This is a genomic window from Azospirillum isscasi (genome assembly GCF_030849505.1).
Lineage (GTDB): Bacteria > Pseudomonadota > Alphaproteobacteria > Azospirillales > Azospirillaceae > Azospirillum > Azospirillum isscasi.
Map to the genome: position 1 here is coordinate 19,654 of NZ_JAUJFI010000029.1, position 23,395 is coordinate 43,048.

At 69.4% G+C, this 23,395-nt stretch carries 22 protein-coding genes; 8 read left to right on the top strand and 14 right to left on the bottom strand.

Annotated elements, in window-relative coordinates:
• Positions 1-320 precede the first annotated feature (320 nt).
• The 3 genes from QSG27_RS08555 (at position 321) to QSG27_RS08565 (ending at position 3,327) form a co-directional block, all read left to right on the top strand.
• Positions 321-1,271, top strand: coding sequence for a sensor histidine kinase (locus QSG27_RS08555; RefSeq protein WP_306705131.1), 951 nt, complete (start codon positions 321-323; stop codon positions 1,269-1,271).
• Between the two features lie 46 nt (positions 1,272-1,317).
• Positions 1,318-2,280 (top strand): DUF1624 domain-containing protein, encoded by a 963-nt coding sequence (locus tag QSG27_RS08560; protein ID WP_306705133.1) that lies wholly within the window; start codon positions 1,318-1,320, stop codon positions 2,278-2,280.
• A gap of 195 nt (positions 2,281-2,475) precedes the next feature.
• Entirely contained in the window at positions 2,476-3,327 is an 852-nt protein-coding gene (locus QSG27_RS08565; RefSeq protein WP_306705135.1) for a hypothetical protein, read from the top strand.
• Between the two features lie 148 nt (positions 3,328-3,475).
• Here QSG27_RS08565 and QSG27_RS08570 read toward each other — a convergent pair whose 3' ends face one another.
• The 4 genes from QSG27_RS08570 to QSG27_RS08585 all read right to left on the bottom strand — a co-directional run bounded on the left by QSG27_RS08570 (position 3,476) and on the right by QSG27_RS08585 (position 6,754).
• Positions 3,476-4,486: a YihY/virulence factor BrkB family protein gene (locus QSG27_RS08570; RefSeq protein WP_306705137.1), complete on the bottom strand. Its 1,011-nt coding sequence runs from the start codon at positions 4,484-4,486 to the stop codon at positions 3,476-3,478.
• A gap of 10 nt (positions 4,487-4,496) precedes the next feature.
• Positions 4,497-5,339, bottom strand: a complete 843-nt coding sequence (locus tag QSG27_RS08575) for a DUF3618 domain-containing protein (RefSeq protein WP_306705138.1) — start codon at positions 5,337-5,339, stop codon at positions 4,497-4,499.
• A gap of 110 nt (positions 5,340-5,449) precedes the next feature.
• A complete protein-coding gene (locus QSG27_RS08580) occupies positions 5,450-5,917 on the bottom strand; it encodes a DMT family transporter (RefSeq protein ID WP_306705140.1) in 468 nt (155 codons plus the stop codon).
• A gap of 108 nt (positions 5,918-6,025) precedes the next feature.
• Positions 6,026-6,754: an AraC family transcriptional regulator gene (locus QSG27_RS08585; protein ID WP_306705141.1), complete on the bottom strand. Its 729-nt coding sequence runs from the start codon at positions 6,752-6,754 to the stop codon at positions 6,026-6,028.
• A 135-nt stretch (positions 6,755-6,889) separates the two neighbouring features.
• Between QSG27_RS08585 and QSG27_RS08590 the strand changes: the two genes are divergently transcribed.
• The 4 genes from QSG27_RS08590 to QSG27_RS08605 all read left to right on the top strand — a co-directional run bounded on the left by QSG27_RS08590 (position 6,890) and on the right by QSG27_RS08605 (position 10,366).
• A complete protein-coding gene (locus QSG27_RS08590; RefSeq protein ID WP_306705143.1) occupies positions 6,890-8,509 on the top strand; it encodes an ABC-F family ATP-binding cassette domain-containing protein in 1,620 nt (539 codons plus the stop codon).
• Positions 8,510-8,624: 115 nt separating this feature from the next.
• The gene (locus QSG27_RS08595; RefSeq protein WP_306705146.1) at positions 8,625-9,803 is read left to right on the top strand and encodes an NAD(P)/FAD-dependent oxidoreductase; all 1,179 of its coding nucleotides are present in this window, start codon (positions 8,625-8,627) and stop codon (positions 9,801-9,803) included.
• Positions 9,804-9,868: 65 nt separating this feature from the next.
• The gene (locus QSG27_RS08600) at positions 9,869-10,024 is read left to right on the top strand and encodes a hypothetical protein (protein ID WP_306705149.1); all 156 of its coding nucleotides are present in this window, start codon (positions 9,869-9,871) and stop codon (positions 10,022-10,024) included.
• 90 nt (positions 10,025-10,114) lie between these two features.
• The gene (locus QSG27_RS08605) at positions 10,115-10,366 is read left to right on the top strand and encodes a hypothetical protein (protein WP_200483873.1); all 252 of its coding nucleotides are present in this window, start codon (positions 10,115-10,117) and stop codon (positions 10,364-10,366) included.
• A 19-nt stretch (positions 10,367-10,385) separates the two neighbouring features.
• On the opposite strand, the gene QSG27_RS08610 is transcribed toward QSG27_RS08605, so the two are convergent.
• The 4 genes from QSG27_RS08610 to QSG27_RS08625 form a co-directional block, all read right to left on the bottom strand.
• Positions 10,386-10,778, bottom strand: a complete 393-nt coding sequence (locus QSG27_RS08610; protein WP_306705151.1) for a DUF4280 domain-containing protein — start codon at positions 10,776-10,778, stop codon at positions 10,386-10,388.
• A 110-nt stretch (positions 10,779-10,888) separates the two neighbouring features.
• Positions 10,889-12,088 carry a DNA polymerase IV gene (locus tag QSG27_RS08615; RefSeq protein WP_306705152.1) on the bottom strand — a complete coding sequence of 400 codons (1,200 nt, stop codon included), beginning with the start codon at positions 12,086-12,088 and terminating at the stop codon, positions 10,889-10,891.
• A gap of 68 nt (positions 12,089-12,156) precedes the next feature.
• On the bottom strand, positions 12,157-12,810 hold the full coding sequence (locus QSG27_RS08620) for a ChrR family anti-sigma-E factor (RefSeq protein ID WP_306705153.1): 654 nt from the start codon (positions 12,808-12,810) through the stop codon (positions 12,157-12,159).
• The gene (locus tag QSG27_RS08625) at positions 12,807-13,382 is read right to left on the bottom strand and encodes a sigma-70 family RNA polymerase sigma factor (RefSeq protein ID WP_306705154.1); all 576 of its coding nucleotides are present in this window, start codon (positions 13,380-13,382) and stop codon (positions 12,807-12,809) included. The genes QSG27_RS08620 and QSG27_RS08625 overlap by 4 nt, the downstream gene beginning before the upstream one ends.
• Positions 13,383-13,599: 217 nt before the next feature.
• Between QSG27_RS08625 and QSG27_RS08630 the strand changes: the two genes are divergently transcribed.
• Positions 13,600-15,045 (top strand): sigma-54 interaction domain-containing protein, encoded by a 1,446-nt coding sequence (locus QSG27_RS08630; protein WP_306705155.1) that lies wholly within the window; start codon positions 13,600-13,602, stop codon positions 15,043-15,045.
• Between the two features lie 40 nt (positions 15,046-15,085).
• Here the strand turns inward: QSG27_RS08630 and pflB are convergent, their stop codons facing one another.
• From pflB to QSG27_RS08660, 6 genes are all read right to left on the bottom strand, one after another.
• Positions 15,086-17,356 (bottom strand): formate C-acetyltransferase, encoded by a 2,271-nt coding sequence (gene pflB, locus QSG27_RS08635; protein ID WP_407653189.1) that lies wholly within the window; start codon positions 17,354-17,356, stop codon positions 15,086-15,088.
• Positions 17,357-17,678: 322 nt separating this feature from the next.
• Positions 17,679-18,287 (bottom strand): PqiC family protein, encoded by a 609-nt coding sequence (locus QSG27_RS08640; RefSeq protein ID WP_306705157.1) that lies wholly within the window; start codon positions 18,285-18,287, stop codon positions 17,679-17,681.
• Positions 18,288-18,295: 8 nt separating this feature from the next.
• A complete protein-coding gene (locus tag QSG27_RS08645) occupies positions 18,296-19,990 on the bottom strand; it encodes a PqiB family protein (protein WP_306705158.1) in 1,695 nt (564 codons plus the stop codon).
• Between the two features lie 22 nt (positions 19,991-20,012).
• Complete coding sequence (locus tag QSG27_RS08650) at positions 20,013-21,257, bottom strand: paraquat-inducible protein A (RefSeq protein WP_306705159.1); 1,245 nt, start codon at positions 21,255-21,257, stop codon at positions 20,013-20,015.
• A gap of 160 nt (positions 21,258-21,417) precedes the next feature.
• On the bottom strand, positions 21,418-22,089 hold the full coding sequence (locus QSG27_RS08655) for a hypothetical protein (RefSeq protein ID WP_306705162.1): 672 nt from the start codon (positions 22,087-22,089) through the stop codon (positions 21,418-21,420).
• A gap of 138 nt (positions 22,090-22,227) precedes the next feature.
• On the bottom strand, positions 22,228-23,395 hold a 1,168-nt coding region (locus QSG27_RS08660), incomplete at its 5' end, for a tetratricopeptide repeat protein (RefSeq protein WP_306705164.1).

The following is a 23,395-nucleotide window of genomic DNA, read 5'->3' on the forward strand; positions in this document are numbered from 1 at the left end:
CCGAGGCAACGAACGGCGCCGCGTCGATCCGCGGCGCCGTTCGGCTTTCGGGAACGCGGCGGCCTACCGGGCGGGACTGTTTCCACCACGCCGGCACGGTCCCGTGCGCCTTTGCCGCCCGACTGAACAACGCTTGGAAGATCGAACTTTATTTATGGCGCCCCCGCATAAAAAGCTGTGCGTTTGCATACGAATATCCATATCGTAGGCGCTCTTCCCCGCGGACGGCGGCGCCCGTCCGTCGTTTCCAGAACGGACAACCGCCGCATATGACTCTCGCCAAGCTCTCCCGGTTGCGCGGGCACAGGGGCCTGGGTTTCATGTTCGGATTGGCGGCCTTCGTGGCCGCCCTGGTGGTGCGCCTCGCGCTGGACAACCGGCTGCCCGCGGGCTTTCCCTTCCTGACCTTCTTCCCCGCGGTGATCGTCACCACCTTCCTGGCCGGTCTCTGGCCGGGCATCCTGACGGCGCTGCTGAGCGGGCTGGCCTCCTGGTACTTCTTCCTGGGCGACGGCCAGTCGCTGACGCTGACGCCGGGCGGCGCGCTGGCGCTGGGCTTCTTCGGGCTGGTGGTGGCGGTGGACATCGCCGTGATCCACATCATGACCGTGGCGCTGGAGCGTCTGGCGGAGGAGCGCAACCGCAGCGCCCGCCTGACGCACCAGACCCAGGTGATGTTCAGCGAGCTTCAGCACCGCGTCTCGAACAACCTTCAGCTCGCCTCCTCGCTGATCACGATCCAGAAATCCAAGGTGAAGGACCCCGACGCCCACCGCGCGCTGGAGGAGGCCGCGGGCCGGCTGTCCACCCTGGGCCGTCTGCACCGCCGGCTGCACGCCCCGCACGACGGCCCGATGGACATGGAGCCGTTCCTGCGCGAGCTGTGCGAGGACATCCTGAAGACCTCCGGGGCGGAGCGGATCGGCTGCACCGTCAGCGCCACCCGATCCGACCTGCCGCCGGACACCCTGATCCCGCTGGCGCTGATCCTGACCGAGCTGGTCAGCAACGCGCTGGAGCACGGGTTTCCCGATGGGCAGGCCGGACGGATCACCGTCGATCTGCGGGCCGGCGGCGGCGGTCTGGTCCTGACGGTGCGCGACGACGGCGCCGGCCTTCCCGACGGCTTCGCCCTGACCCGCCCGTCCAGCCTCGGCCTTCAGATCGTCACCTCGCTGGCCGCCCAGATCGGCGGGACCTTCAGCATGACCGGCTCCCCGGGCCGGGGCACCGAGGCCCGTCTGATGCTTCCCCCGCCCGCGGCGGCGTGAGAGCGCCGGTGGACAGGGGCGCGCCATTCCGGCAAAAGTCCCCGCCATGCCCATCCTGCCCACATCTTCCGCTGCCGCGCCTCCGGCATCCACGAAGGCGCGGCGCGTCGGCGCCATCGACGTGGCGCGCGGCGCGGCTCTGCTCGCCATGGCCCTGTATCACGGGTCCTGGGACCTGAATCATCTCGGTCTGGCCGATTTCGACCTGTTCGGCGATCCGTTGTGGCTGGCCGCGCGCACCGGCATCCTCGGCGCCTTTCTGATCCTGTCGGGGCTCAGCCTTGTCCTGGCGGCGGAGGGCGGGATCGACCGGACCCGCTTCCTGCGGCGCTTCGCCCTTCTGGTCCTGGCGGCCGGCGGCGTCTCGGCGGTGTCGGTGGCGATGTTTCCGGACAGCCCGATCGTCTTCGGCGTGCTGCACCATATGGCGGTGGCGAGCCTCCTCGGCCTAGCTCTGCTGCGGCTTCCCTGGGCGGTGCTTCTGCTGCTGGGGGCGGCGACGATCGCGGTGGGAAAGACGGTCGCCCTGCCCCTGTTCGACGAGCCCTGGCTGCGCTGGATCGGGTTGATGACCTTCGAGCCGGAGTCGAACGACTATGTGCCGCTGTTCCCCTGGTTCGGCGGCTTCCTGTTCGGGATGGCCCTGGGGCGCCTGTGGCGGCCCGGCCCGGCGGCGGTTCCGGGCGGAACGGCGGGGCGCTGGTTCGCCTGGGCCGGACGGCACAGCCTGGCGGTCTATCTGCTGCACCAGCCCGTGCTGTTCGGCCTGCTGTCGCTGCTGGCCATGGGGATCGGTGCCGATCCGGCGGACGTGCGCAGCTTCCAAACCTCCTGCGTGGCGACCTGCACCGCCGGTGGCGGCGAGGCGGCGCGCTGCACGACAACCTGTCGCTGCGTGTCCGACGACCTCAACCGCACCGGCCTGTGGTCCGACTTCATCAACGACCGCCTGACCGCCGACAGCGCACGCAAGGTGGACGGGGTCATACAGACCTGCGGCAACCGGTAACCGGCGGGGCGCGGAGCGTTCTGCCCGGCCCGACGCCGGTTCATCCGTGTGGAGCGCACATGGAAGCGGCGGCTTGCCCCGCAACGCATCGGCGCCCCATGACAGAACGCCGTTATCGTGTGAAAGTAGAGTCCGGCATCACCTCGCTCGGCGCGGAAGAGGTGTGCCTGCGAATGTTCGCGTAAGGTTGCCGCAATGAGCCTCGCCCCCCTCCGAATCGCCACTCACCCCGACATCATTCCGGCTTTGCGGCGGCAGTCGGAGGCGCTTCTTACCGTCTACGACGAGCAGGCGCGGCTGGCCTCCATTTTCGCTTCGCAGCAAGGGTGGTTGCTCGCGATGGCTGCGCTTGCGGTTTATTTTCGCAAGCAGCGGCAAAATGAAGGAAAGACAGTAGGCATCACGGTAAAAGAGTTCCGAGAATTCGTTGAACTTCATAAAATCACGAGCAGGAACACAGCGGAAACCTTCCTCAAGCAAATGCTCCACTACGGTTTCAGCGTTCCTGTCGCTTCTCAGGATCGGCGGGCCCGTCCGGCGGCCCCCGCCGAGCAGACGATCGCCGCCATCACCCGGTGGATCGACATCCATCTCTCGACGCTGGACGCCCTCGACGGTGGCAACCGTGTCGGCGCGATTTCGGGAGACACGACGCTCCTCGGCCGCCTCCAGCCGGCGATCACCGACAGGCTGCTGATCAACACGGCCATTCGGGAACCCACACCCGCATTCGCGATTTTCACCTGGTTGAACCAGGGCGGCCTTTTGATGGAGCAGTTGTTCTGCGGATTGCAGGAAACGCTTCCCGACGGACGAATCATGACGAACATCGTCTCGATCCGTCTGTTGGCTTCCTTGCTCAAGCTGTCCCGCAGCCATCTTCACCGCAAGTTGCAGGAAGCCGAAGCGACCGGCAGTCTGGGCTGGAGCGGGGCGCGCGGCCAATCCCCCATGTGGATATCGGACAGCTTCCTTGGCGAGATGGTGGCCTACCAAGCAAACAAGCTCGCCATTTTCGACGCCACCTTGAGCGTCGAGATGATGTGATGGACGGCCCTTTTCCCGAATACCGGTCATCGCCCTGGAGTGGCCCCGGCCCGGTGGACGCCATCTGACTTGCGCGGGAGGGCTGACTTGCGCGGGAGGGCCGCGCCCCGCCGCCGGGTGGTTTCGGCTGGCTGGGGCGCGGGCTCGTTCAGGCTCTGCGCTTTCCCACCGTGTCGGCCACATAGGCGTCGCGGTGCCCCATCGGCTTCGGCCCGCGCCCGTCCTCTTCGGTCGTGTCCCGAGCGGTCTGGTGCTCGATCTCCGCGTTCAGTTCCGCCCCCATCAGGATCACGTAGGAGGTCAGGTTGAACCAGAGCAACAGCACCACGCCCGCTCCGACCGACCCGTAGGTCTGGTTGTAGCTTCCAAAGTTCGAGACGTAGACGGAGAAGCCCACCGACGCGATGACCCAAAGCGCCGTCGCGATGGCCGATCCCCAGGTGACCCAGCGCCATTTCGGCTCCCGCCGGTCCGGGCCGTAGCGGTAGAGCGCGGCGAGCCCCAGCATGATCGCCCCCGCCAGGATGGGCCAGCGCGCGAGGCTGGCGACCCAGGCGATGGGGGTATCCCTCAATCCCAGGAGATTGATCGCCGCCGGAACCGCCACGATCAACGCCAGCGTCACGATGATGAACAGCAGCCCGGCCAGCGTCAGCGTCAGCGACAGCACGGCGAGCCAGAGGAAGCTGCGCCGCTCCTCCTCCCCATAGGCGATGTTCAGCGCGGTGATCAGGGAGTTGGTGCCGCGTGACGCGCTCCACAGGGTCAGGAGAAGGCCGAACAGGACGCCGAAGCCCAACCCCTCCTGGGGCGCCGACGCCACGTTGCGCGCCTGATCGCGCAGCACGTTCAGCGCCTCCGGCGGCAGCAGCCCGGCCAGTTGGCTGACCTGCTGCTCCACGCCCGCCGGGTCGAAAACGAGGCCGTAAATGGAGACCAGCGCGGCGATGGCCGGGAAGATGGCGAACAGCGCGTAATAGGCCACCCCCGCCGCCACGATGGAAATGTTGTCCTTTCCCTGCTCCTCCCAGGTGCGCCAGAGGATGTCCTTCCAGCCCGCCTTCGGGATGTCCGATGGCCGGACGGCGGACCGGCCCCGCCCTCCTCCCATTTCGACGCGCGGATAGCGGTTGCGGTGACGGCGGCTCAGCCCCAGCATGCCGGCCCCCTCACGCGACCGCTTCGCGCAACGCGCCGACGCGGTGGCGAACCGTTTCGATCTCGTGGAAATGGGCGCCGACGATCACCGTCAACTCCTCCGGCAGGTCGTCGTGAAGGCTGTTGCGGAACAGCCCCAACGTGCCGTCCACGCCGCTTTCCAGACCGCGGAGAAGCCCGCCGCGCGACCGGACCCCGCCCAGCTCAACGTCCAGATCCCGCCAGACCGCGTGCACCGGCACCTGCGGATTCCGGTCGCCGCCGCGGCGCACCAGCTCCGCCTCCAGGGCGGCGGCGCTGCGGTCGAACTGGGTGGCGACCTGGGTCAGCCGCGGCGTCAGGTCCGGATCGTCCAGCACCATGTCGGCCTGCCGGAACCCGGTGGCGCCCTGGCGGCAGGCGGCGACCAGAACGCCCAGCACGTCCTGGACCGTCCCGTCGGCGGCGTCCCCCGCACGGCTTCGCGACGGCATCCGCCCGGCGTCCTCCGGCGTGCGCGACACGGTCCAGGCGAACCACAGGGCGCCCACCGCCATCACGGCCAACGGCCAGGGGTTGGAACGGATGGCGCGGGCGACGCGCGTCGGGTTGCCCTCGACCACGTCGCGCACCACCTCGACGACGCCGCCCGACATCTGGCCGGGCGACAGGCGGAACTCGATCTCGTCGAGCACTGCGTCCATGCGGCCGCGGATGGCGTGGATGTCCTGTTCGATCTCGTCCGGCCCCCGCCGCCCGCCCCGCTGCGAAGCGGAGGTGTCCGGTGCGGGTGTGGTGGCTGCTGTGGTGGTTGCTGTGGCGCCCGCCGCGACGCCGCGCATGGTGTCGGCATACGGATCGGTTGCTCGGTTCATGCCGGCGACTCCCCCTCTTGACGCTGCCGCCAAGCAACACCGGCGAAAGGCAGAAGGTTCCGGAACGCACCGCCGGAGTGACGCGGAGGGAAACAGGCGCCTGAAGGGCGTCACAGCCGGATCAGGACCACGCCCAGGATCAGGGAGGCCGCGCCGGCCAGCCGGGTTGGGCTCACCGGGTGATGGGACAGGCCGAACAGGCCGAAATGGTCGAAGGCGAGCGAGCCGAGCATCTGGCCGACCACGATCAGGGCCAGAACCGTCGCGGCGCCCAGGCGGGGAACCATCAGGATGGCGGTTCCGATGAACAGCGCGCCGAACATCCCCCCGGTCCACGACATCCACGAACCGGCACCGCCCGCCCCAACCGCGCCCGCCATGTCGGCCAGACGGGGCCCCGGGCTGGACAGGGCCACCGCCAGCATCGCCACCATGCCGACGAAATAGCTGACGAACCCCGCCCACCAGGGCGACCCGAGTTCGGCCCGCAGATTGGCGTTCAACACCTGCTGCAAGGCGACGCTCACCCCGGCGCCGACCACCAGGAAGTAAGAGACTGCGGACATTGCGGCTGACATGGCATGCTCCCGAGACTTGCGTGGGCGCGCCCTCGGACCCCGGTCCTCGCGGCGCTCTCGGGCGGATGGGTAGCAGCCGGTGCGGCAGCGGTCTGGTACGGATGTGACCTACCCGGTGCGGTAACGGCCCGGCGTCACGCCGAAGGCACGCCGGAAGCAGCGGCCCAGGTGGCTCTGGTCGGCGAAGCCGGTGTCCGCGGCGACCGCCGCGATGGGCTCGCCCGCACGGAGCAGCCGCCGCGCGTCGTTCAGCCTCTCCAGCAGCCGGAACGCGTGGGGCGGCACGCCGTGGCACCGGCGGAACCGGCGGGAAAAGCCCTCGCGGCTCATGCCCGCGCGCCGCGCCGCCGCGCCGACGGTTTCCCACGGCTCGCCGCCCACCGCAGGCTCCGCCACAGCAGGCCCCGCACCGCTCCCGATGGAGAGACGATGATCCTCGGCGATGAGCGCAAGGTCGGCCCATCCCATCCCGCCCGTCCTCCGCCAATGCCGGGCCAGACCGGACATCATGTCGCCCGCCGCATAGGCCCCGGGCGGGGCGTAAATGTTTATGCAGACGACCTCAGACGGCTCGCACAGGGAGCGGTGGGGCGTTCCCGCGGGAATGTGCACGCCCTGCCCGGAAGCGGCCTCGCAACGCTCGTCCCCGATGACGAAGCGCCGCCGCCCGGCAAGGACGAAGGTCAACTGGTCCTCCCGGTGGAAATGCACCGGCAAGGCCACATCGAGGCCGCGAACCGTTCCAAGCTCGACGATGCCGCTCCCCGCCGGGCGCCAGTAGTCCCAGACGCGGTGCGGGCGCAGGCCGGGATTCGGCGGAAACGGAAACGGCGTCATGATGGCGGTCCTCCCAGCCGGTCGGGTGCCGGCGGCCCCCGGGTTGCGATTTTCGCACGGCACCGATCAGGACTCCATCGCATCGCGCATCCTGTGGCATAAGAGCCCCGCAACGCCACAGGAACCAAGCCGCACATGATCCGCTTCGACAACATCAGCAAGCAGAATGGTCACCGAATCCTCTTCCTCGAAGCATCGGCGGCGTTGAACAGGGGCGAAAAGATCGGACTCGTCGGACCCAACGGGGCGGGCAAGACGACGCTGTTCCGCATGATCACCGGCGAGGATTTGCCGGACACCGGTCAGGTGGCGATCGAGAAGCAGGTGACGATCGGCTACTTCAACCAGGACGTCGGCGAGATGTCGGGCCGCTCCGCGGTTGCGGAGGTCATGGACGGCGCCGGCCCGGTCAGCACCGTGGCCGCGGAGCTGGCGGAGCTGGAGGCGGCCATGGCCGACCCCGACCGCGCCGACGAGATGGACGCCATCATCGAGCGCTACGGCGAGGTGCAGGCCCGCTTCGACGAGCTGGGCGGCTACGAGCTGGAGGGCAAGGCGCGCGAGGTGCTCGCCGGCCTCAGCTTCAGCCAGGAAATGATGGAGATGGACGTCGGCATGCTGTCCGGCGGCTGGAAGATGCGCGTGGCGCTTGCCCGCATCCTGCTGATGCGGCCCGAGGTCATGCTGCTCGACGAGCCGAGCAACCATCTGGACATCGAAAGCCTGATCTGGCTGGAAGGCTTCCTGAAGGGCTTCGAGGGCGCCCTGCTGATGACCTCGCACGACCGCGAGTTCATGAACCGGATCGTCACCAAGATCATCGAGATCGACAGCGGGTCGCTGACCAGCTACTCCGGCGACTACACCTTCTACGAGCGGCAGCGGGCGCTGCGCGAGAAACAGCAGGAGGCGCAGTTCGAGCGCCAGCAGGCCATGCTGGCGAAGGAGCTGAAGTTCATCGAGCGCTTCAAGGCCCGCGCCTCGCACGCCAGCCAGGTCCAGAGCCGGGTCAAGAAGCTCGACAAGATCGAGCGGTTCGAGCCGCCCAAGCGCCGCCAGCTCGTCACCTTCGACTTCCCGCCGGCCCCGCGCTCCGGCGACGACGTCGCGGTGCTGAAGAACGTGCACAAGGGCTACGGCAGCCGGACCATCTATGAGGGGCTGGACCTGACGATCCGCCGCAAGGAGCGCTGGTGCGTCATGGGCGTCAACGGCGCCGGCAAATCAACGCTGCTGAAGCTGGTGGCGGGCGCGACCGAGCCGGACTCCGGGACCGTCGCGGTCGGCGGCAGCGTGCGGATGGGCTATTTCTCCCAGCACGCCATGGACCTGCTGGACGGCGACAAGACGATCTTCGAATCGCTGGAGGCGTCCTTCCCGCAGGCCAGCCAGGGATCGCTGCGCGCATTGGCCGGCTGTTTCGGCTTCTCCGGCGACGATGTGGAGAAGAAGTGCCGCGTCCTGTCCGGCGGCGAGAAGGCCCGGCTGGTCATGGCGACCATGCTGTTCAACCCGCCGAACTTCCTGGTGCTGGACGAGCCGACCAACCACCTCGACCTCGACACCAAGCAGATGCTGATCGCGGCGCTGGGCGCCTATGAGGGCACCATGCTGTTCGTGTCGCACGACCGGCATTTCCTGGCGGCCTTGTCCAACCGGGTGCTGGAGCTGACGCCGGAGGGCATTCACCAGTACGGCGGCGGCTACACCGAGTATGTGGCGAGCACCGGGCAGGAGGCGCCGGGGATTCATTGAAAACCGCTCCCTCCCCCCTGCCCCTGTCCACCAGTCCGCTTGACGGCGGCACCGGCTTCTGGCCCGATCACCGAAACGACCGGCAGGGTCACGGAACAGGGACAGGGAGCATTCGATGACGGATCGGTACGACGTCGTGATCGTCGGTGGCGGTGTGATGGGCTGCGCGGTCGCCTATTTCCTGGCGAGCGACCCCGGTTTCGGCGGCAGCGTGGCGGTGGTGGAGCGGGATTCGACCTATCAGCGCGCCTCCTCCGCCCTGTCGGCCAGTTCGATCCGGCAGCAGTTCTCGACCCCGGCGAACATCGCCCTGTCGCAGTTCGGCCTGTCCTTCATCCGCAACGCGGCCGGGCATCTGTCGGTGGACGGCGACCCGGTGGATCTCGGGCTGCGGGAGCCGGGTTATCTCTATCTGGCGACCGGGGCGGGGGAGGACATCCTCCGCCGGAACAACGCCATCCAAACCTCCTGCGGGGCCGACGTGGCGCTGCTGTCGCCGGAGGAGCTGACCGCCCGCTTCCCCTGGCTGTCGGTGGGGGGGATCGCGCTCGGCTCGCTGGGCCTGTCCGGGGAAGGCTGGTTCGACGGCTACAGCCTGATGCAGGCGTTCCGCCGCAAGGCCAAGGCGCTGGGCGTCACCATGATCGCGGGCGAGGTGGCGGGCATCGACACCGCCGCCGGCAAGGTCGCCGCGGTGCGGCTGGCCGACGGGCGGCGGCTGTCCTGCGGGGTGGCGGTCAACGCCGCCGGGCCGCAGGCGCGCCGCGTCGCCACCATGGCCGGGGTGGAGCTGCCGGTATCGGCGCGCAAGCGCTGCGTCTTCGTGTTCGACTGCCGCGAGGAGCTTCCCGGCTGCCCGCTGGTCATCGACCCGTCCGGCGTGTGGTTCCGGCCCGAGGGCAAGCAATTCATCTGCGGCGCCCCGCCGCCCGCCGACCGCGATCCCGACACCGACGACCTGACGGTGGAGCACGACCTGTTCGAGGAGATGATGTGGCCGGCGCTGGCCGAGCGCGTCCCCGTTTTCGAGGCGATCAAGGTCACCAACGCCTGGGCCGGCTTCTACGAATACAACGAGATCGACCAGAACGCCGTCATCGGGCCCCACCCGGACCTCCGCAACTTCCTGTTCTGCAACGGCTTCAGCGGCCACGGGCTGCAACAGGCGCCGGGCGCCGGGCGGGGGCTGGCGGAGCTGATCACGACCGGCGCCTACCGCAGCCTGGACCTCTCGGCCTTCGCCTATGACCGTCTGGTGGAGAACCGCCCCCTGCTGGAAACCAACGTGATCTGATGGAACGGGCGCAGGCCCGGCCGGTTGATGGGGTGACCATTCCGAACGGAGCATGAGGCCCCGCGATGAAGCAGCCCCACACCGAGGAAACCGTCAAGCACACCGACGGCCAGCAGAACACCGGCAACCACAAGAAGCCCGAAGCCCCCGACGCCAAGGGCGCCGACCGCTTCGGCGGCACCCGCAAGGGCGCGGAGAATGTGGAGCCCACCAAGGACTGACGGGCGCCGGTGGGGCTTGCACCGGTGGGGGAGGACGTGCCACATCCCCCGGCACGTCCTTCCCTCGTCTTCAGGCCGGGTGCCCCTCCCATGGCCCACGCCATGTTCAAACGTTACAAGATCCTGTTCACACGTCCCCTGCCCGGCCTGCGTCCGGGCCGGCCCGAGCGCGACGCCATGGTGGAACGGGTCAAGCGCTTCGCCAGCCAGAACGGCATGGCCGGCGATCTGCACGCGATATCCCCCAACGCGGGCTTCGGCATCCTGGAAATCCAGTGCACGGACAAGCTGGCCCGCCGGCTGAGCGACCTTTCCGAGGTGGAGTCCGTGCTGGAGGCGTAAGCCGCCGCGGTTCGCGGGCTCAGGGCGTCTGCACGGTGAACTGACCCGGCACCACGATCTGGATCACCCCGCCCCAATTGCACATCAGCTTGCTGGTGGAGGTCAGGGCCGGCATGTTGCCGACCATCACGGTCGGGGCGCCGGGCACCCAGGGGGCGACGGTGCAGGGAACGCAGGGCTGCGGCTTGACCACGCCCGGCGGCGGCACCGGGATCATCGAGGCCACCACGGGGTTGGCCGGGCTGGTGCACACGCCGAAGGGCGGGATGTTCATGATCGGCTTGTTGTCCATGATGTTTGCCATGGGCGGCCCGCCGGCCATCGTCCGGTTCATCGGCAGCACCACCAGCGCGGACGGCGCCGCCCCGAAGCTGCAGGTCATCATGGCCCCCGCGCACACCGCCTGACTCATCGCGTCCCTCCCTTCCGAAACGGCCCGTCCTCGAACGATACCGGGGAAGAGTGGGCGCCCCCGCCGGTCCGCGGCAAGCAGGCCCTGGACCGGAATGGTCCGAATTCGCTTCAGCCCGGCGGAGACGGACCGAAACCGTCGAACAGGCCCGGCTCCGCCTCGGTCTCCGGGTCGAGCAGGTCGGTGCAGCCGACGCCGATCAGCCGGATCGAGCGCCCGTCCGGCTCGGCGTCCAGCATCTCGCAGCCGGTCTGCCAGATCAGCCCCGCCGACCGCGCCGGCGGATCGACCCGGCGGGAGCGGGTGACGGTCTGGAAATCGGCGGTCTTCATCTTCAGCACGACGCTTCGCCCCCTCAAGCCCGCGGCGGACAGGCGGCGGGCCACCGTTTCGGCCAGCGGGCGCAGCGCGTCCTTCAGCGCGGCCTTGTCGGCGGTTTCCCAGTCGAAGGTGGTTTCGGCGGAAATGCTCTTGCTGGGCGATTCCGGCTCCACCCGGCGGTCGTCCTGGCCGCGGGCGAAGCGGTGCAGCAGGCGGCCCATCTTGCCGTGGCGGCGCACGAGGTCGATTTCCGTCCAGCCGCGCAGGTCGCCCACCGTGCGGATGCCGTCCGATTGCAGCTTGCGCTGGAGCACCGGCCCGACGCCCCACAGGATCGACACCGGCTTGGGCGCCAGGAAATCCAGCGCCTGCCCCCGCCCGATCACCGAGAATCCGCGGGGCTTCTCCAGGTCGGAGGCGATCTTGGCGAACAGCTTGTTGTAGCTGAGCCCGACCGAGGCGGTGATGCCCAGTTGGCTCTCGAAGCGGCGGACCAGTTCGACCAGCGCCTGGGCCGGGCTGATGCTCAGCCGCTCTCCCACGCCGGACAGGTCGAGGAAGGCCTCGTCGATGGACAGCGGCTCCACCAGCGGGGTGAAGGCGTGCATCAACTCCCGCGCCTGCCGGCCCACCGCCTTGTACTTCGCCATGTCGGGCCGCAGCACCACGGCGTCCGGGCACGCCTCCATCGCCTGCCAGATCGGCATGGCGGAGCGCACCCCGGCCATCCGCGCAACGTAGCAGCAGGCCGCCACCACCCCGCGCCGGTCGCCGCCGATGATCAGCGGGCGGCTGACCAGCTCGGGCCGGTCGCGCTTTTCCACCGTGGCGTAGAAGGCGTCGCAGTCGATGTGGCCGATGGCGAGGCCGTGCAGCTCCTCATGCCGGACCAGCCGCCGGCTGCCGCATTTCGGGCAGCGCGGCTCGGTGCCGCGCAGCGCCGCCGCACAGTCGCGGCATAGGGCCTTGCAATCGTCGAACACAGCCATGGCCGCAGTCTAGCAGCCGCGCGCCCGCGGCGGGGAAGGAATGTTCACGCCCCGTTCCAAATTTCCGCTCAGAACCGGAAGCCCCGGTTCAGCAGCCAGCCGAGCGGGCCGGTGAACACCAGGGGCCGGTCCTGCACCAGAAGGCACAGGCACTCCCCGTCCGCGTCGGCCACGGCGTGGTGCGGCGTGCCGGTGTCGTAGGACGCCACGTCGCCGACGCGGTAGGCCCCGAACTCGTCGGAGAAGCCGCCCGTCATCACCAGCAGCATTTCGCTGTCGGTGTGGCGGTGGGCCGGCACCCGCGCCCGCGGCGCCATGCGCAGCAGGCAGGCCGAGGCCGTCCCCGCGCCGATGGCCCAGGTGGAGAGATGGACGCCCGGCACGACCCGCACCCAGTCCAGCGCCTCCGGCTCCGCCCCGATGGCGCGGCGCAGCGGGCCGGGAAACAGGCCCCCGGACGACGGGGCCGGAGCGGGCGGCGGCGAAGCGGCCGCCTCGCCCAGCCGGGTCATGAGAGCGCCGAACAGGGCGTCGGACACCGGCTCCGGCGGCAGATCCTCCAGCAGCACGCCGCCGCAAGCTTCCATCTCCGCGACCTGCGCCCGGCACGCCGGGCAATAGGCAAGGTGCGAGGCGACCAGCAGCGCCTGCACCTCGTGAAGGCTGCCGGCGGCGTAATCGAGAAGCCGTTCGGGGGCGGGATGATGGGCCGGCACGGTCACTCTCCCTCCCCGAAGGCCCGGCGCAAACGGACCAGGGCCAGCCGCAGGCGGGTCTTCACCGTTCCCAGAGGGATGCCGCGCTCGGCGGAGATCTCCGCATGAACCTTGTCCTCGTAATAGGCGAGCCGAAGCACGTCGGCCTGCTCCGGCGGCAGGCTGCCGATCACCGTGCGCAGGCGGAAGGCCGTCTCGGCGGCCTCGAACCGGTGATCGGGCGGCAGTTCCTCCCCGGCGTCCGGCACGAAGTCGCCGGGCTGAAGCTCGGGCCGGCGCTCCTGCCGGACGCGGTCGATGCGGCGGTTGCGGGCGATGGTGTAGATCCAGGTGGCGGCGCTGGCCAGCGAAGGGTCGAAGCGGTCCGCGCGCAGCCACACCGCCATCATCACGTCCTGGACCAGCTCCTCCGCCGCGCTGCTGTCGGCGCCCAGCCGGCGCACATAGGCTTTGATCCGCGGCGCGAAATGGTCGAACAGCGCGCGGAAGGCGGCCGGATCGCGGTCGCGCGCGACGGCAAGCAGAAGTTGCTCATGGTCCGGCATGGTCGGGTCGTTCGGATCGGCCTTCGGCAGCATGCCAGTACGGAGTTCCGGGGCGGTCGGTCTGCCGGTCGGTCGGCGTCGTCCCGCACCATACAACAGCGTGGCCGGCGGCACACGGCGTAATTCGGCGCGGGGCCGCCGTGCGCTGCGGGCCGGGCGTCGCCCAACTGGATTCCCTGGTGCGGCACCCCCACTTGATGATAGGTCCGCACCTGTGACCCATCCTCCCGACGCCAAGAAGGAAGAAGGCATGAGCCTCGAACCGAACTTCGAACATCTGCGGGCCAGGGCTGTGGAATCGCTGTTCCATCATCTGGCGGACGCCTGCGTCGGGCTGATCGTGGTGGACCGGGACGCGCGCATCGCCTGGATCGGCGACCGCTATTTGGAGTTGCTCGGCTATTCCGGCAACCCGGACGACGCGCTGGGCCGCCCGGTGGAGGAGGTCATCCCCAACAGCCAGATGCGCCACGTGGTGGAAAGCGGGCAGTCCATGCTGCTCGACCTCATGGACATCAAGGAACGGACCATCGTGGTGACCCGCCTGCCGCTGCGCGAGGACGACGGGACGCTGATCGGGGCCATCGGCTTCGCCCTGTTCGACCGGGCCGACCGGCTGCGCCCGCTGATGTCGAAGTACCAGAAGCTCCAGGAGGAGCTGCACCGCACCCGGCAGGAGCTGGCGCAGGAGCGGCGGGCGAAATACTCCCTGTCGCAGATGATCGGCAACAGCGACCCCATGCGCGAGGTGAAGCGTCTGGCCCGCCGCGCCGCGCAGCTCGACAGCACCGTCCTGCTGCTGGGCGAGACCGGCACCGGCAAGGAGCTTCTGGCCCACGGCATCCACGCCGCCAGCCCGCGCGCCGGGGCGCCCTTCGTCGGGGTGAACGTCGCGGCGATCCCGGAAAACCTTCTGGAGTCGGAGCTGTTCGGCGTCGCCCCCGGCGCCTACACCGGCGCCGACCGCAAGATGCGCGAGGGCAAGTTCCAGCTTGCCGACGGCGGCACCCTGTTCCTGGACGAGATCGGGGACATGCCGCTGCCGCTCCAGGCCAAGCTGCTGCGTGTGCTTCAGGAGCGTGAGTTCGAGGCGGTCGGCTCCAACAAGGTGGTCCGGGTCGATCTGCGAATCATCGCGGCGACCAGCCGCGACCTCGACGCCCTGGTCCGCGAGCGGCAGTTCCGCGCCGATCTCTATTACCGGCTGAACGTGGTTCCGATCACCCTGCCGCCGCTGCGCGACCGGACGGAGGACATCGGCAGCATCGCCGACCGCATCCTGGACGATCTGGCCTTCACCGCCGCCGCCCCGTCGCGGGAGCTGACCGCCGGGGCCATCGCCGTGCTGGAGGATTACGACTGGCCGGGCAACGTGCGCGAGCTGCGCAACGTGCTGGAGCGGGTGTCGGCCATGACCGACGATCCGGCCCTGACCCGCGACCACATCCGCGCAGCGCTTCCCCGCACGGCGGGTCCGGCGGCGGGTGGCGACGTTCCGCTCCGCTCCGCGGAGGGCGGCACCCGCCCGTTGAGCGACGTGTTGAAGGACACGGAACGCGCGGCCATCGTCGGCGCCCTGTCCCGCACGGGCGGGGTGAAGGCGAAGGCCGCCAAACTTTTGGGGATTTCGCGGGCGTCGCTCTATGAGCGGATGGAGGCGCTGGGCATCAAGGAGGATGCGCAGGGGGCGGTGTAGGACCCCCTCTCCCCAGAGGGGAGAGGGGAACTTCAGACGCTCAATGCGCGCCGTGGAAGGTGCGGCTGATGACGTCCATCTGCTGCTCGCGGGTCAGCTTGATGAAGTTCACCGCGTAGCCCGACACCCGGATGGTGAGCTGCGGGTACAGCTCCGGATGGTCCATGGCGTGCAGCAGCGTCTCGCGGTCGAAGACGTTCACGTTGATGTGGTGGCCGCCCTGGCCGAAATAGCCGTCCAGCATGCCCACCAGATTGTCCACCCGCTCACCCTCGGTCGGCCCCAGCGCGCCGGGGACGATGGTGAAGGTGTAGCTGATGCCGTCCTGGGCGTGGGCGTAGGGCAGCTTCGCCACCGACGCCATCGAGGCGATGGCCCCCTTGCGGTCGCGCCCGTGCATCGGGTTGGCCCCCGGTGCGAAGGGCTGGCCGGCCTTGCGCCCGTCCGGCGTGTTGCCGGTCTTCTTGCCATAGACCACGTTGGAGGTGATCGTCAGCACCGACTGCGTCGGCACCGCGTCGCGGTAAGCCTTCTGCTTGCGCAGCAGGCCCATGAAGGTTTCCACCAGCCACACCGCGATGGAGTCCACCCGGTCGTCGTTGTTGCCGAAGGCCGGATAGTCGCCCTCGATCACGAAGTCGGTGGCAAGCCCGCGCTCGTCGCGCACCACCTTGACGGTGGCGTGCTTGATCGCCGACAGGCTGTCCGCGACCACGCTGAGGCCGGCGATGCCGCAGGCCATGGTGCGCAGCACGTCGCGGTCGTGCAGCGCCATCTCCAGCCGCTCGTACATGTACTTGTCGTGCATGAAGTGGATGGCGTTCAGCGTGTTCATGTAGGCGCGCGCCAGCCATTCCATCATCGGCAGCAGCCGCGCCACCACCGCGTCATGGTCCAGCACGTCGCCGGTCAGCGGCGCGAAGGCCGGGCCGACCTGCTCGCCGGACACCTCGTCGCGCCCGCCGTTGATGGCGTAGAGCAGCGTCTTGGCGAGGTTGGCGCGGGCGCCGAAGAACTGCATCTGCTTGCCGATCCGCATGGCCGAGACGCAGCAGGCGATGCCGTAGTCGTCGCCCCAGTAGGGCCGCATCAGGTCGTCGTTCTCGTACTGGACCGAGCAGGTCTTGATCGAGGTCTCGGCGCAGAATTTCTTGAAGCCCTCCGGCAGGCTCTCCGACCACAGCACGGTCAGGTTCGGCTCCGGCGCCGGGCCGAGGTTCTGGAGCGTGTGCAGCATGCGGAAGCTGCCCTTGGTCACCAGCGTGCGCCCGTCGAGCGCCATGCCGCCGATGCATTCGGTCACCCAGGTCGGGTCGCCGGAGAAGAGCTGGTCGTATTCCGGCGTGCGCAGGAAGCGCACCATCCGCAGCTTGATCACGAACTGGTCGATCAGTTCCTGCGCGCCCGCCTCGTCCAGGCGGCCTTCGCGCAGGTCGCGGTCGATGTAGACGTCGAGGAAGCTCGACACGCGGCCCAGCGACATGGCCGCCCCGTTGGCCTCCTTCACCGCCGCCAGATAGGCGAGGTAGGTCCACTGCACCGCCTCGAAGGCCGTGGCCGCCGGGCGGGTCACGTCGAAGCCGTAGGATTCCGCCATCGTCACGAGGTCGCGGAGCGCGCGGATCTGCTCGGTGATCTCCTCGCGCAGGCGCAGCGTGTTCTCGTCGATGCGGTCGAGTTCCAGGCTCCTGTACTGGGCCTTCTTGTCCTCGATCAGGGCATCGGCGCCATAAAGCGCCAGACGGCGGTAGTCGCCGATGATGCGCCCGCGGCCATAGGCGTCCGGCAGGCCGGTGATGACGCCGGACTTCCGGCAGCGCAGCATTTCTTCGGTGTAGACGTCGAAGACGCCGTCGTTGTGCGTCTTGCGGAGCGCCGGGAACACCTCGTCCAGCTTCGGCGAGGGGGTGAAGCCGTAGGCTTCCAGGCCGGTCTTGACCATGCGCCAGCCGCCGAAGGGCATGATCGACCGTTTCAGCGGCTTGTCCGTCTGAAGGCCGACGACGACCTCAAGCTCCCGGTCGATGTAGCCGGGGGCATGGCTGACGATGGAGGATACCAGTTCCGTGTCGGCGTCCAGAACGCCGCCCTTGGCCGCGCGCTCCTCCTTCAGCAGGTCGCGCACCTTGTTCCACAGCGACAGGGTGCGGTCGCTGGCCGGGGAGAGGAAGCCGCCGTCGCCATCGTAGGGACGGACGTTCTTCACGATGAAATCGCGCAGATCGACCGCGGTCCGCCAGGAACCGGGCGCGAAACCCCGCCAGGGGTCCAGCGCCGTGGTTTCGGCAACGGGGGTTTTCGGTTCGAACATCAGGGAATCCATGACGCGCCTCTGTTGGTCTGCGGCGGTCCCTGCCCTCCCCGGCGGGGGCCGCGCCACGTTGCGCGGCGCCGGACCGGACGAACCGCCCGGCCAAGCATCGCGCTTGCCCGAATAGTAAGCGCCTGAAGGTCAGCCTGTCACATTGATCCCAGTCAATCAAACTCTGCGAAATACGCAGGGCACCATCCAAGTTACTTCAGATCCCAAAAACTGGGACAATTGGCGGCTTTTGCGGCGCAGCATTTGAGACAATCTATCGAAAATCGAACATTTTCATTTGACCGGCCGGTTTTAGAACAGACGGTCGGGATCAGCGCAGCGCGCTTGCGATATCTTGCGCCAGCCGGGCCAGCGTGCGGCCGAGGGCCTCCGCCACGGCTCCCGGATCGGCACCCCGGTCGGCGGCACCACCCACCGGCTCCTGCACCGCGGTGTGGCCCAGCCGCCGCAGACGGTCGCCGCCCTGGTCGAAGACGCGCCAGCGCGCCTCCAGCACCGCCGGCCCGCCCTCCGCCGCGTCGAAGCGGTCCAGGGTGACCTCCACCACCTGGGACAGCGGGAATTCGCGCTGGAGCGGCAGGCCGACGACCTCCGCCCCCGGCAGATCCGCCTCCAGGTTCCGCAGCAGCGCGCGGGTCACCATCTCGTCGATGGGGCTGCCCCAGCGGTCGAACTCCATGACCACCAGCCGGTTGCCCGGCGCCCGCAGCACCAGTTCGGGCCGATCGAGGTAGCCGGGAATCTTCACGCCCTCCAGCCCGATCACCCGCCGCTGGGCGTCCGCGCTCCGCGGCGGCGCGGCGTCCGGCGCCGCCGCGTCCAGATGGTAGAAGCGGCTGGGCGGCGTGCTGCAGGCGGCCAGCAGGGCCAGGACAGAGGCGCACAGCAGAAGGCGGCGGGTGTCGGGAATCGGGGCCATGGGTGTCCTCAACCGCGTTTGCCCCGGATCAGGGCTTCGGGATGGCGTTCGAGATAGTCGGTCAGGCCGCGGATGGACCGGGCCGCGGCGGTCAGCTCGCGCACCAGCCCCTGGAGGTCGCTGGCGACGGGCTTGGTCGTGTTGACCAGACTGTCCGTGCTGCTCAGCGTCTGTTCCGCCTGCCGGACCAGCTTGGAGGTGTTCTCCGCCACGTCGCGCAGGGCGCGGATGGTCGGCCCTCCCTCCGTGCCCAGCGTCTGGGTGGTCTTCTCCAGCTCCGCCAGCGACCGGCTGAGCGAGACGAGGGATTGCGCCACCTCCGGCGAACCGAGCAGCGCGCCGGCCTTCTGGATGGTGGAGCGCAACTCCGTCACCGTTTCGGCGATGGGGGCGCGGGCCAGCTCGTTCATCAGGTCGGTGGCGGTGCGGGTCGCCGTGTCCAGCACGTTCGGCTGGGACGGCAGCTCCGGATAGGGACCGCCGGTGATCAACGTTTCGTTCGGCGCGTTGGGGAACAGGTCGAGCGTCACGATCAGCTCGCCGGTCAGCAGGTTGCCGGTGCGCAACTGCGCCCGCAGCCCCTGCTCCACCAGTGTCTTCATGCGGGCGTAGGCGATCTCGGTGTCGCGCGACGCGGGCAGGTCGGCGCCCAGCCGCTCCGGCTCGATGTTCAGGGTCACGGGGATGCGGGCCTCGCCGCTCACCGGGTCCACGTCCAGCCGGATGTCGGTCACCTCGCCCACGCGGATGCCACGGAACTCCACCGCGGAGCCCGGATGCAGGCCGCGCACCGACCCGTCGAAATGCACCAGGAAGGGCACCCGCCGGGTGAAGCGCGCGTCGCTGGCGGCGTTGCGGCTCTCGTAGAGGGGGAAGTCCGTGCCCTCCGCCGCGGTCTCTCCACTGTCGGACGGACCGCCCAGCCCCGGCGTCTCGAAGGACACCCCGCCGGTCACCAGCGACTGGAGCGATTCCAGCGCCACCGTCGGCCCCTCCGGCCCGATGGAAACCGACAGGCCGCTGGCGTTCCAGAACCGGGTGTTCGGGCGGACAATGCGGTCGTAAGGCGCGTGGATGAACACCGGGAGGGTCAGCGACTGCCAATCCTGGGAGAATTCGTAGCCCACGACCTCGCCGACCTGGATGCCGCGGTAGGTGATCGGCGCCCCCGGCCCCAGCCCGCCCAGCCGGTCGGCCCGCAGCGCGAAGCGCCGTCCCGGCGAGCTGGAGCGGATCAGCGGCGGCTCCTCCAACCCGCGGAAAGCGGTGAGCGCCTGGCCGCCGCCGGTTCCGGGGTCCATGCCGATGTAGGCGCCCGACACCAGCGTGCTGAGGCCCGACACGCCGCCGAAGCCCAGCCGCGGCTTCACCACCCAGAAATTCGTCCGGTCGTTGAGGTAGGAGGCCGCCCCCTTCACCATGCGCACCGTGACGATGACGTTCGACAGGTCGGGCGACACCGCCACCCCCTGCACCGTCCCGACATCCACGTCGCGGTAGCGCACGCGGGTCTTGCCGGGTTCCAGCCCTTCCGCGGTGTCGAAGGTGATGGTGATGGTCGGGCCGCGCTCGTTCAGCGTCTTCCAGGCCAGCCAGCCGCCGACCAGGGCGGCGACCAGCGGCACCAGCCAGACCAGCGGCAGGCCGCGGCGGCGGCGGATCACCGGGCTGGCCGGTTCCGTGTTCGGGCGCGGCTCAGTCATGGCGGGTTCAGTCATGGCGGGTTCAGTCATGGGAGGAATCCCGGCGCTGCGGCTCGTCCCAGATCAGCCGCGGGTCGAAGGACTCCGACGCCAGCATGGTGATGACCACGACCGCGGCGAAGGCGACCGCCCCCAGCTCCGCATGGATTGTGGCGATGGCGCCCAGTTGGACCAGGGCCGCCAGCAGCGAGATCATGAAGATGTCCACCATGGACCAACGCCCCACCCCCTCGATCAGCCGGTAGAGCCGCGTCCGGTCACGCCGCCGCTTCGGCGAGCGCCGCTGCACCGACCACAGCAGATAGGCCAGCCCGATCAGCTTCAGCACCGGCACGGTGATGCTGGCGAAGAAGACCAGCAGGGCCACCGGCCACATCTCCGCCGCGATCAGTTCCTCCACTCCCGACAGGATGGTGTCGGGCTGGCCGGCGCCGAAATAAACCACGGTCATGATCGGCAGCAGGTTCGCCGGGATGTAGAGGATGACCGCGGCGGCGATCAGCGCCCAGCCTCGCCGCAGGCTGTCCGGCTTGCGGTGGTGCAGGCCGGCGCCGCAGCGCGGGCAATCGCCTTCCGTCCCGGCGACGACCTGATGGCAGTCGTGGCAGGCGGTCAACCGCGCCGGACCGGCGGCGGCGGCCTGGGCCGCGCGGGTCTGCGGCGCGATCCGCTCCCACACCTCGAAGGGGCTGAGCGACGCCTGCCCCCACACCTGCACCAGGATGAAGGCGACCAGGGCGGCCAGCGACGCTCCCGGCTCCAGTTCCGCCAGATCGGACAGCTTCACATAGGCGACGATCAGGCCCAGCAGGAAGACCTCGGCCATCGCCCAGCGGCGCAGCCGCGCCACCGTCCGGAAGGTCCAGGCGGCCCCCGGCGCCGCCCGACGCCCGGCGGCGAGAGGCATCACGACATAGAGCGTGCCCAGAACCTGAGCCAGCGGCGCCAGGAACAGCACGAAGAAGACCAGGACGCCCAGCACCTCGTACCCGCCGTCCCACAGCGCCACGGAACCGCTGAGCAGAGTCGCCGTCTGCGCCCGCCCTTCCAGTTCGAAGGTCAGGACCGGGAAAAGGTTGGCGGTGACGAACAGGATCACCGAGGCGATGGCGAGGGCCACCGCGTGCCCCAACCCGCCGCTGCGGAAATGGCGCAGCACCGCGCCGCAGCGGCGGCATTCCGCGCGGTGACCGGGCACCGCCGGCGGCAGGGCGTGCTGCGCCCCGCAGTCGTGGCAGAGGATGATCGGGTGGTCCGGTGCGGTCATAGCGTTGGCTTAACATTTCCCGCGCGGGAAAGGTCCGCCGATTGCGGATAACGCCGGCGGAGGAACACCGACCGGGGCAGACCGCAGGCCCCTGGACGGAAAAGCCCTTCCCCGCGGGTGGGGAAGGGCTTGGGCCTTTTGCGGAGAATGGAAAACGCGCTCAGACGAACAGACTGAAACTGCCCATGAGCTTCTGCGTGCCGGTCTGGCCGGTGGGGATCGAGTTCAGGCTCGACGCCGCCTGGCTCAACCCATCCAGCATGGCCTGCTGGCCGGTGGAGAGGTTGAAGGGGCTTTCCCCCTTCTTCGGGGCCTTGGCGACCGTGTCGTAATCCTGGGTGTAGCCGCCCATGCCGAGCTGGATGGCGTAGTTCTTGGGATCCTTGGTCGACTGCCCCTTCTCGCGCGTCAGGCGCAGCGTGTAGTCGCCGCGGTCGAGCTCGTACTCGCCCTGCATCATGCTCTTGAAGGCGTCGTAATTCTTCCCGCTGTTCTTGTCGCTGTCGGCCAGGACGGTGCCGAACTTGGACATCACCTGGACGCGCAGCCCCTCGTCGCCCACCTGGCCGAGGGTCACCTCGCCCTTCGTGGTCACGCGGAACTTGTAGAAATCGACGGGATCGTCGGCGCCCAGCGCGCCGACCACGTTCAGACGGGTCACGTTCTTGGCGAGAACGCCCATGTCGGTGGCGAAACCGGGCGTGTTGACGGAGGATTTGCGGACGTCCTTGCGGAATTCCTGCACGTTCGCGGACGCGGAGGCCTGCGCCTCCCGCTGGGCGTTCAGGCGATCGACGGCGGCGGACACGGACTTGTTGAGGTCCGCAACCATTTGACCAACGCCGGCCAATGCGTCTGACATGACACCCCTCCCTTCAGGCACGCCCCCGAAGGGGAAGCGCGAATGGATCGCTGAACCCCGACTCTACCGCAAAGCACGTAAAGTTGCGAATTGTTTTTCGCCGAAATTTCAGATAGGTCGCCGGGCGAGTTGTGCGGCCATCCGTTTCGGCACGTCGGCGATGTCCTCCCCGGCGCGCGGCTGGAACAGGCGCTGCGCCGGAAACCAGGGACGCACCGCGGTGCCGAGCTGGGTCCAGTCCCGCCCCCCGAACCGCCAGACCGGCACGCCGAGCGCCGCCGCCAGTTCCCCCACGGCCATGGCGGGGGAGATCACGAGGTCCAGCGCCGTCATCAGCGCCGCCGTCCCGTCGAAATCGTCGGTCAGATCCAGATCGCCCCAGCGGTGGACGGCCACCCCGAAACGCTGCTCCGCCGCGGCGAGTTCGGCCTCGCACGCGCCGTACTGGAGGTTGACGAAGACCACGCCCGGCACGGCGAACAGCGGCCCCCACCGGTCGAGCCGGCTGTAGGCGGCCCGGCGCGATTCGGTCATCAGCGCGCTGCGCCAGCCGATTCCCACCCGGAGGCCGGGACCGAGCGCCGCCACCCGGTCCCGCCACCGGGCCACCCGCTCCGGATCGGGCACCAGCCAGCCGCCGTCCTGCGCCGCGAAAGCGGACAGGTCCCGGCGGAAGACCCGCGCCAGGGAGCCGATGGGAACATGGAGGTCGCAGTCGGGCACCCCCTCCGGATCGGGCCGCTGGGCGCGCACCAGGGCCGCGGGGAAGGAACGGGCGAACAGGGGCACCAGCCGCCGGTCGGTCTCGATCACCACGGACCGGGCGCACGCGATGGCCTCCGCGCACAGCGAGGAGAACAGGATGGTGTCGCCCACCCCCTGCTCCCCCCAGACCAGCAGGCGCTTGCCGGCCAGTTCCTCGCCACGCCACGCGGGCATCCGCGGCGGACGCCCCGCCCCCACCTGCCCGGACGCGAAGCGCCAGCCATAGCCGGCCCAGCCCTCCGCCAGATCGCCGCGCTCCAGCCGCAGCAGACCGCGGTTGAAATGGGCCAGCGCCAGATCGGGCGTCAGCCGCAGCGCCCGCCCGTACAGCGTCTCCGCCCGCCGCCCGCCGCCCAGCCGCTGCACGGCCAACCCCAGATTGCTGAGCGCCGCCGCGTAGGCCGGGTCGAGCGCCAGGGCGCGGCGGAACCAGCGCGCCGCCTCGGCATGGCGGAGCCGCCCCTGCAAGGCGTGGCCGAAATTGTTGTTGGCGCGCGGTTCGTCCGGCAAC

Coding starts and splice junctions, on each gene's coding strand:
- QSG27_RS08555 (WP_306705131.1), top strand. CDS start 321: ATGTTCGGATTGGCGGCCTTCGTGGCCGCCCTGGTGGTGCGCCTCGCG.
- QSG27_RS08560 (WP_306705133.1), top strand. CDS start 1,318: ATGCCCATCCTGCCCACATCTTCCGCTGCCGCGCCTCCGGCATCCACG.
- QSG27_RS08565 (WP_306705135.1), top strand. CDS start 2,476: ATGAGCCTCGCCCCCCTCCGAATCGCCACTCACCCCGACATCATTCCG.
- QSG27_RS08570 (WP_306705137.1), bottom strand. CDS start 4,486: ATGCTGGGGCTGAGCCGCCGTCACCGCAACCGCTATCCGCGCGTCGAA.
- QSG27_RS08575 (WP_306705138.1), bottom strand. CDS start 5,339: ATGAACCGAGCAACCGATCCGTATGCCGACACCATGCGCGGCGTCGCG.
- QSG27_RS08580 (WP_306705140.1), bottom strand. CDS start 5,917: ATGTCAGCCGCAATGTCCGCAGTCTCTTACTTCCTGGTGGTCGGCGCC.
- QSG27_RS08585 (WP_306705141.1), bottom strand. CDS start 6,754: ATGACGCCGTTTCCGTTTCCGCCGAATCCCGGCCTGCGCCCGCACCGC.
- QSG27_RS08590 (WP_306705143.1), top strand. CDS start 6,890: ATGATCCGCTTCGACAACATCAGCAAGCAGAATGGTCACCGAATCCTC.
- QSG27_RS08595 (WP_306705146.1), top strand. CDS start 8,625: ATGACGGATCGGTACGACGTCGTGATCGTCGGTGGCGGTGTGATGGGC.
- QSG27_RS08600 (WP_306705149.1), top strand. CDS start 9,869: ATGAAGCAGCCCCACACCGAGGAAACCGTCAAGCACACCGACGGCCAG.
- QSG27_RS08605 (WP_200483873.1), top strand. CDS start 10,115: ATGGCCCACGCCATGTTCAAACGTTACAAGATCCTGTTCACACGTCCC.
- QSG27_RS08610 (WP_306705151.1), bottom strand. CDS start 10,778: ATGAGTCAGGCGGTGTGCGCGGGGGCCATGATGACCTGCAGCTTCGGG.
- QSG27_RS08615 (WP_306705152.1), bottom strand. CDS start 12,088: ATGGCTGTGTTCGACGATTGCAAGGCCCTATGCCGCGACTGTGCGGCG.
- QSG27_RS08625 (WP_306705154.1), bottom strand. CDS start 13,382: ATGCTGCCGAAGGCCGATCCGAACGACCCGACCATGCCGGACCATGAG.
- QSG27_RS08630 (WP_306705155.1), top strand. CDS start 13,600: ATGAGCCTCGAACCGAACTTCGAACATCTGCGGGCCAGGGCTGTGGAA.
- pflB (WP_407653189.1), bottom strand. CDS start 17,356: ATGTTCGAACCGAAAACCCCCGTTGCCGAAACCACGGCGCTGGACCCC.
- QSG27_RS08640 (WP_306705157.1), bottom strand. CDS start 18,287: ATGGCCCCGATTCCCGACACCCGCCGCCTTCTGCTGTGCGCCTCTGTC.
- QSG27_RS08645 (WP_306705158.1), bottom strand. CDS start 19,990: ATGACTGAGCCGCGCCCGAACACGGAACCGGCCAGCCCGGTGATCCGC.
- QSG27_RS08650 (WP_306705159.1), bottom strand. CDS start 21,257: ATGACCGCACCGGACCACCCGATCATCCTCTGCCACGACTGCGGGGCG.
- QSG27_RS08655 (WP_306705162.1), bottom strand. CDS start 22,089: ATGGTTGCGGACCTCAACAAGTCCGTGTCCGCCGCCGTCGATCGCCTG.